This window comes from Ruegeria sp. BH8, assembly GCF_056538065.1.
On sequence record NZ_JBQFSP010000034.1, the window covers coordinates 1 to 7,658 of the forward strand.

The following is a 7,658-nucleotide window of genomic DNA, read 5'->3' on the forward strand; positions in this document are numbered from 1 at the left end:
GAACCGGCATCTCCCACCCGGCAAAATCAACCATCTTGCCGCCCAACTCAACGTGAAGCCCAAAAAGCGACGTGCGTCTAATCTCGGTCATCTTGGATACCTTTTCGTATCTTTCGGTTTGGAACGCATTCCCGTCAGTCTGCCTCAAGTAGTCAATATTGCAACGATTCCGGTCAACTTGCGAACCGACGCGCCGCCTGTGGGGCAAGTCTGTATACGGGCGTATGCATCCATTGCGTTCCTATAGGAAACTTTTTTCCGTTAGGCAACATTTGTCATTTGGCCTCTGCAAGGGTTTGCCGATCAAAGCTTTGAACGCGACGATAACACCAGGCAAGCCGACTGCAATGGCCTGAAAAAACGGTATTTTGCCTGCACCTTATCGCGCCTGTCCGTCAAGTGACTGCACTGCGAGATCCAGCACCCTCAGCCCGGCGACAAGATCGCTTTCGGCGGTATCTTCGGCAAAATCGTGGCTGATACCGTTGATTGAGGGCACGAACAGCATCGCAACGGGCATCAGGCGCGACACGTTTGTGGCATCGTGCAACGCGCCCGACGGCATCCTGCGCCATTTGCCAGGGGCCACCTGTTCGGCCCCATGTTCCAGCGCCGCGCGCAGCGTCTGATCCATCGTGACGGGTTCCAACCCGAGCAAAGGGCCGTAGGTCAGCACCATGTCCTGTTCGCTGGCTATTTCCTGCGCTGTGGTACGGATAATCTCCTCCATCCGCGACAGCCGATCCGGATCGCCATCGCGCCACTGCATCGAGAACCGCGCCCGACCCGGCACGATGGACGACGCATTGGGGTGAAGATCGACCCGACCGATGGTCCAGACGGTTTGTGGTGTCACCACGTTGCGAAACCGTTCGTTGAGGCGCGTGTTGAACAGTGACAACGCCTGAAACGCGTCCCGGCGCAAATGCATCGGTGTGGTGCCCGCGTGATTCTGCTGCCCTTCGAAAGTGACCGACATGTCCCGGATGCCGACGATATCGGTGACGACACCGATCTGCTCGTTCGCAGCGTCCAGAGAAGGGCCCTGTTCGATATGCATCTCGACAAAACCGCTGAACCGCGCGGGATCGACAAAACCCTGCGACAGATCCGCCATGGAAGATCGGGCCTCGCCAAAGCTGACGCCAGAACCGTCGGTCAACACATCGGCCTTGTCCAGCGGCAGACCGCCGGACCAGACCGCCGAGCCCGTGGTCACACCGAACCAGCCTTCTTCGTCCTGAAAACTGACGACCGAGATCGGCTGGTCGCTGGACCGCGCGATCTCCAGCGCGGCGATCACGCCGAGCGCGCCATCCAGCCAGCCGCCTTCGGGCTGGCTGTCGGAATGCGACCCCATGAGCAGAGAGCGACCGGGCGCCAACCCGAACAGGTTGCCGACCGGGTCGAAATGCGGTGTCAGACCTGCATCGGCCATACGGTCCGCCAGCCATTGGCGCGCAGCGATATCCGCCTTGGAATAGGCTGGTCGGATGACCCCTTTGCCCACACCTGAGGCACCGAATTCACGCAGCTTGTGCAGATCATCCAGAAAACGCGTGTGGTCGACGGCCATGAATCCCTCCGGGCGCAGTTGGTCAGGGCGACCATAGCCAGAAACCGGACAGCTGCGAATGTTTTTCCGGTGAGATCAAGAAACCCCTCTGGTCCCGGCAGGGAACCTGCCCTAAGACTTCGGCGCAAGAGGGAGCGACATGTCACATATCACATTGGTGCGCCACGGGCAGGCAAACACGACGGCGCGCGACGAAGCAAGCTATGACAAGCTGAGCGATCTGGGCCATCAACAGGCCCGCTGGCTGGGCGCGCATCTGCGTGACACCCGCAGCCACTATACACGCGTCTATTGTGGCACCCTGACCCGCCATACCGAGACGGTGACCAGCATGGGATTGGCTGATCCTGTCTGTGACGCACGGCTGAACGAGATCGAGTATTTCACCCTTGCACAGTTGTTCGAAGAACAGCACGGCGTCGAAATCCCGACCGATCGCGAGGGATTTGTCGAACACCTGCCCAAAACCTTCGCGGCCTGGGCCAGCGGAAAGATCGAGAACGCGCCGGAATCCTTCGATGCGTTCGAAGCCCGTGTTCGCGACGCGCTGCACGAGATCGGGACCGAGGGCGGACCGGCCATTGTCGTGACCTCGGGCGGGTTGATCTCGATGGTGGTGCGGCAGGCGATGGGGTTGGACATCCCGTCGATGGCGCGGGTGGCCCTTGCCATCATGAACACGTCGATGCATCGTCTGCACCCGATTGGCGCACAGCTGAGCCCGGTCCTGTTCAATGCGGTGCCGCATCTGGAAGCACCCGACCGGCAGTTCGCGCAAACCCACCTCTAACCAGATCGGAGATCCCCGATGCAGCTTTATTATGCACCCCGAACCATCTCGGTCGCTGTTGCGATTGCTCTGGAAGAAGCCGGGCTGGACTATGAAGCGATCAAGCTGGACTTTGCCGATGGGGAACAGACAAAACCGGCCTACAAGCAGATCAATCCCAAGGGGCGCGTTCCGGCGCTGGTGGTTGATGGCGGCATCCTGACCGAGACCGGCGCGTTGCTGGAATATATTGCGACCAAGGCACCCGAGGCCGAATTGGTGCCAGCTGATCCGGTCATGGCCGCCCGCATGCGCGAGGTGATGTTCTATCTGGCCTCGACCATGCATGTGAACCACGCCCACAAGCTGCGCGGGCATCGCTGGGCCGACAAGAAATCCAGCTGGAAAGACATGACGGACAAGGTGGCGCAAACGATGACCGCATCTTGCGACTATATCTCGTCAAACGGGTTGCGCGGGCCGTTTGTTCTGGGGGACGCGTTCTCTCTGGCCGATGCCTATCTTTATGTGGTTTGCAGCTGGCTGGAAGGCGACGGCGTCGATGTCTCGGCCTTTCCCAGGATCATCGCCTTCCGCGAGGCGATGGAGGCACGGCCTTCGGTTCAGGCGGTGCGCGCTGCCGGGATGCTCTGACAAAAGGAACTAAGATGACACATCTCTGGGTCAGGGCGGAACAGCGCCCGAACGAGGAACGGGTGGGGCTGACACCCGAAGGAGCCGCAGCACTGATCGCCGCAGGTATCCGCGTGACGGTTGAGGAAAGCTATGTCCGCGCCATTCCGATTGATGGCTACAAGGACGCTGGCTGTGCAATCGCGGCTGAGAATTCGTGGCCCGAGGCCCCGCTGGACGCGATCATCTTTGGCCTCAAGGAACTGCCCGAAGATGGCACCCCCCTGCCCCATCGCCACATCATGTTCGGCCATGCCTATAAGGGCCAGCATTCGGGTCGTGCGCTGCTGGAGCGGTTCAAGGCCGGGGGCGGCACGCTTTATGATCTGGAATATCTGGTGAGCGAAGATGGCCGCCGCGTTGCCGCCTTTGGTTACTGGGCCGGGTATGCCGGTGCTGCGGTAACGCTCAAGACGTGGGCGGCACAGCAACGGGGCGACGCATGCCCGCCGGTTGGAGTATATGCAGGCAAAGACGTTCTGAACGCTGAATTGCTGGCCGAGTTGGACGCCACCGGAGCCCCACGCCCCCGCGCCATCGTGATCGGTGCACTGGGTCGCGTGGGTACGGGGGCCGCAGACCTGTGCGACGCGATGGGCGTCGACGTCACCAAATGGGACATGGCGGAAACCGCCAGCGGCGGACCGTTTCCGGAAATTCTGGACCACGACCTGTTCCTGAACTGCATCTTCGCGCGCCCCGGAACCCCGGTCTTTGTTCCGCGTGAGGCGTTGACTGCCCCGCGCACCCTGACCGCTATCGGCGATGTCGCCTGCGACCCGGACAGTGATTACAACCCGGTGCCGGTCTATGACCGTGCAACCACATGGGACGCGCCCGCTTTGCGCGTGGCAACCGATCCGGTGATGGACGTGATGGCCATCGATAACCTGCCGTCGATGCTGCCGGTCGAAAGTTCGGAAGATTATGCGGCACAGCTTTTGCCGTCGCTTCTGACCCTGACCGATCTGGACAGCGGCGTCTGGGGTCGGGCAGAAGCAACTTACAAAACACATATCGAAGGGATCTGAGCGATGACGATTCACTGGTGTGGCACCGGCCTGTCGGCCATCCCCGGCCTGCGCCGTCTGATCGAGGGCGGTCACAAGGTCACTGTCTGGAACCGGACGGTCGAAAAAGCCAGGGCCGAGGTTGGGGACCTAACCAACGATATCCGCGCCTTCGACATCGACGCTCTGGGTGGTGTGCTTGAGAAGGGCGACGTGATCGTGTCCATGCTGCCGGGCGACTGGCACGTACCACTGGCAGAACTGGCGATTGCGAAACAGGCCAATTTCGTGTCGTCGTCTTACATCGCGCCCGAAATGCGCGCACTGGACGACAAGGCGCGCGAGGCCGGTGTGGCGCTGGTCAACGAAGTTGGTCTGGACCCGGGCATCGACCACCTGATGGCGCATGCGCTGGTCGATGACTATCGCGCCTCGGATGCGTTCGATCCGCAAAACCACCTGAGCTTCATTTCCTATTGCGGTGGCATACCCAAGATCCCGAATCCGTTCCGCTATAAGTTCAGCTGGTCACCATTGGGTGTGCTCAAGGCGCTTCGGTCACCATCGAAGTCGATCCGCGACTATGCCCCGCTGGACGTTGCCCGCCCGTGGGATGCGATCAGCAGCTATGTCGCGCCACTGCCAACGCCGGAAAGTTTCGAGGTCTATCCCAACCGCGACTCGATCCCGTTCAAGGCGCAGTACCAGTTCGAGGATCACTGGCCCGTCAGGGAATTCGTCCGTGGCACCCTGCGCCTGAACGGTTGGGCGGATGCGTGGTCGGACGTGTTCCGTGAAATCGAAACCCTGTCGGGCCCGGAAGGGGATGCGCGTCTGAAAGAGATGTCCGACCAGTTCTGGAGCGAAAACGCCTATGACGAAGGTGAGCCCGACCGCGTTGTGCTGTGTGTTGGACTGAAAGCCGAGAAAGACGGCGTTCCTGTATGGCACAAGACCTATGTCATGGACGCCTGGGGCGATGAGCGCGGCACAGCAATGGCGCGTCTGGTATCGATCCCGGTTTCACTTGCCGTCGAGGCCGTTATGAACCGCGCCATCCCGGCAGGCGTTCACGCAGCCCCAAGCGACCCAAAACTGGTACAAGGCTGGATGGCCGAGATCGACCGACTGGCCCAGCACTTGCAGATCGTGGATCATACGGCCTGATTGCACCAAAAAAGCCATTCCAGATACACCGGAATGGCTTTTTTGAACAACATGATCGAGCAGGATCACAGGTTTTCAAACGGCGGGTGCGGAACAACCGATGTTGCCCTGCTCGCCACTTACCTGGGCCAGTTAACGGCGGGCAGGATTTGCCCGACGCAATCGCCAAAGCCGATCTGGAAGCCTTCGCCCTTGGCCGAACCGCGCAGGGTCAGGGTGTCTCCGTCTTCGATGAAAGTCCGGGTTTCGCCGGTATCGAGCGTGAAGGGCTCGCGACCAGCCCAGCTCATCTCCATCAGAGAACCGTATTCCGTCTTGGTTGGGCCTGAGATCGTGCCAGACCCCAGAAGGTCGCCCACATTCATCGCACAGCCGCCGATGGCGTGGTGGCAGAGCTGTTCGGCGGCCGAGTAATACATGCGGGAGTAGTTGGTTTCGCCAACGACGCTCGCCTTCTCGGCTCCATCAGGCTGCATCAGCACCTGAAGCTCAATGTCGTAAAGGCCGTCCTTTGAGCCGTCGAGGTAGGGCAGAAGCTTTTTCTCGCGTTCGGGCGTTGGCGCACGGAACGTTTCCAACGCGGCGGCGGTCACGATCCAGGGGCTGATCGAGGTGCCAAACGCCTTGCCCTGAAACGGTCCAAGCGGCTGGTATTCCCAGCCTTGGATGTCACGCGCGGACCAGTCGTTCAGCAGCACATAGCCGAAGATCATGTCGTCGGCTTCATCCACGGTGATCGGCTGGCCAAACTCGGACGGCTTGCCAACAATGGCGCCCATTTCCAGCTCGATATCCAAACGCATCGAGGGGCCAAAGCTGGGCATCTCGGCGTCGGGCGCTTTGCGCTGACCGTTCGGGCGGTGAATCGGCGTACCCGAGATCACAACCGAAGACGCGCGACCATTGTAACCGATCGGAATGTGCAGCCAGTTGGCCGGCAGTTCGGGCGAGCCGCGCAGGATCGCGCCCATGTTCGCGGCGTGCTGACGACCGGCATAAAAATCGGTGTATTCGGACACAAGGAACGGCATGTGCAGCTCGGCATCGGCTTGGGCGACCAACAGAGGCTCTACAGTGTCACGTTCGGTCGAAGCCTCGCCCAGCAGCTGTTCCAGACGGGCGCGCAGGGCGGCCCATGCGTCCGATCCCTGCTCCATCAATTCATTCCAGAAGGGCACGTCGAAAACGGGTTCATCACCAATCTCGATCAGGCCAGCTTCTTCGGCTGCGTGCATATCAAGGATCATATCCCCGATGGCCACGCCACAGCGCGGTGCGCTGTCTGAGGTCGAAAACACACCATAAGGCAGGTTGTTCAGGGGAAAGGGGGTCTCGGCAGAGTTCGCGCTGTCCACCCATGACTTTTTCAGTTGGCTCATGTGATCCTCACTCGGCATCCGGCTGTACCTCGGGTCGCGCATCGGCGAAGGCGGACAGGGCCAGACAGGTTTCTTCGATTTCGGTCAGACGCGCAAAGGGCGTCATGTCCACACCCCAGCGATGCCCGTTGTAAAGCTGCGATACAAGGCAGATATCCGCAAGCGATGGCATGTCGCCAAAGGAAAAGCGGGTGCCTTTGGGCAGCATAGCCTGAAACGCGGTCAGACCTTCGTTCATCCAGTGGACCATCCAGTCCACACTTTCCGCTTTGCTGTGCCCCATCCCGTCCAAATGTTGAACAACGCGCAGGTTGTTCACCGGATGGATGTCCAGCGCAATCACATGCGCCGCCGCCATCACCTTGGCCCGCGCAATCGGGTCGTCCGGCAGAAGCGCCGGGTCGGGATAGGCGCGGTCAAGATAATCAAGGATAGCCAGAGATTGGGTCAACTTGGTGCCATCCTCAATCTCTAACACAGGCACCCCCTTGCCGGGGTTCATCGCTTGATAGGCTGCGCTTCTTTGCTCGCCTTTCACCAGATTGACCGGGCAGCTTTCGAACGGCACACCCTTCAGATTTAATGCGATACGCACCCGATAGGATGTAGTCGATCTCCAATAGGTATATAACTTAAGACCCATCATTTCTTACCTGGCGTCCCGTCGAACTTCTTCTCAAGGCTGTCCCAGCAGTCGATGTAATTGTCCTGCAGCGGGGCTTCGTTCGCGGCGAAGGCTGTCAGGTGCTGCGGGAAGCGGGTCTCGAACATGAAGGACATGGTGTTGTCCAGCTTTTCAGGCCCAAGGTTCGAGTTCGAGGCACCCTCGAACGCGTCGCGGTCTGGCCCGTGCGGCAACATCATATTGTGCAGGCTGACGCCGCCGGGGATAAAGCCCTGCGGTTTGGCGTCATACTGGCCGTAAATGTTGCCCATTAGTTCGGACATGATGTTCTTGTGATACCACGGCGGACGGTGTCCGCCATCAGCACCCATGGAACAGACTAGGTTGATTGCGTAGCGGAGGATTTCAGGCTCATCGTAACCATCAGAGAGTGGAGATG

General features: G+C 60.1%; 8 protein-coding genes. 4 read left to right on the plus strand and 4 right to left on the minus strand.

Annotation, left to right across the window (positions count from 1 at the left end; all coding sequences use genetic code 11):
• Window positions 1-379: 379 nt before the first annotated feature.
• Window positions 380-1,576: a Zn-dependent hydrolase gene (locus tag ACR0AD_RS20760; protein ID WP_480489465.1), complete on the minus strand. Its 1,197-nt coding sequence runs from the start codon at window positions 1,574-1,576 to the stop codon at window positions 380-382.
• A gap of 139 nt (window positions 1,577-1,715) precedes the next feature.
• Here ACR0AD_RS20760 and ACR0AD_RS20765 point away from each other — a divergent pair, with 139 nt between their 5' ends.
• The 4 genes from ACR0AD_RS20765 to ACR0AD_RS20780 are packed head-to-tail and all read left to right on the plus strand — an operon-like array spanning window position 1,716 to window position 5,215.
• Entirely contained in the window at window positions 1,716-2,366 is a 651-nt protein-coding gene (locus tag ACR0AD_RS20765; RefSeq protein WP_480489466.1) for a histidine phosphatase family protein, read from the plus strand.
• 18 nt (window positions 2,367-2,384) lie between these two features.
• Window positions 2,385-2,999 carry a glutathione S-transferase family protein gene (locus tag ACR0AD_RS20770; RefSeq protein WP_480489467.1) on the plus strand — a complete coding sequence of 205 codons (615 nt, stop codon included), beginning with the start codon at window positions 2,385-2,387 and terminating at the stop codon, window positions 2,997-2,999.
• A gap of 14 nt (window positions 3,000-3,013) precedes the next feature.
• On the plus strand, window positions 3,014-4,069 hold the full coding sequence (locus tag ACR0AD_RS20775; protein ID WP_480489468.1) for a saccharopine dehydrogenase: 1,056 nt from the start codon (window positions 3,014-3,016) through the stop codon (window positions 4,067-4,069).
• A gap of 3 nt (window positions 4,070-4,072) precedes the next feature.
• Entirely contained in the window at window positions 4,073-5,215 is a 1,143-nt protein-coding gene (locus ACR0AD_RS20780) for a saccharopine dehydrogenase family protein (RefSeq protein WP_480489469.1), read from the plus strand.
• 119 nt (window positions 5,216-5,334) lie between these two features.
• Here ACR0AD_RS20780 and fahA read toward each other — a convergent pair whose 3' ends face one another.
• The 3 genes from fahA to ACR0AD_RS20795 all read right to left on the minus strand — a co-directional run.
• Window positions 5,335-6,594, minus strand: a complete 1,260-nt coding sequence (gene fahA, locus ACR0AD_RS20785) for a fumarylacetoacetase (protein WP_480484933.1) — start codon at window positions 6,592-6,594, stop codon at window positions 5,335-5,337.
• Window positions 6,595-6,601: 7 nt separating this feature from the next.
• A complete protein-coding gene (maiA, locus tag ACR0AD_RS20790; RefSeq protein WP_480489470.1) occupies window positions 6,602-7,237 on the minus strand; it encodes a maleylacetoacetate isomerase in 636 nt (211 codons plus the stop codon).
• The coding region (locus ACR0AD_RS20795) for a homogentisate 1,2-dioxygenase domain-containing protein (protein WP_480489471.1) at window positions 7,237-7,658 on the minus strand (422 nt) is incomplete at its 5' end. The genes maiA and ACR0AD_RS20795, both read right to left, overlap by 1 nt.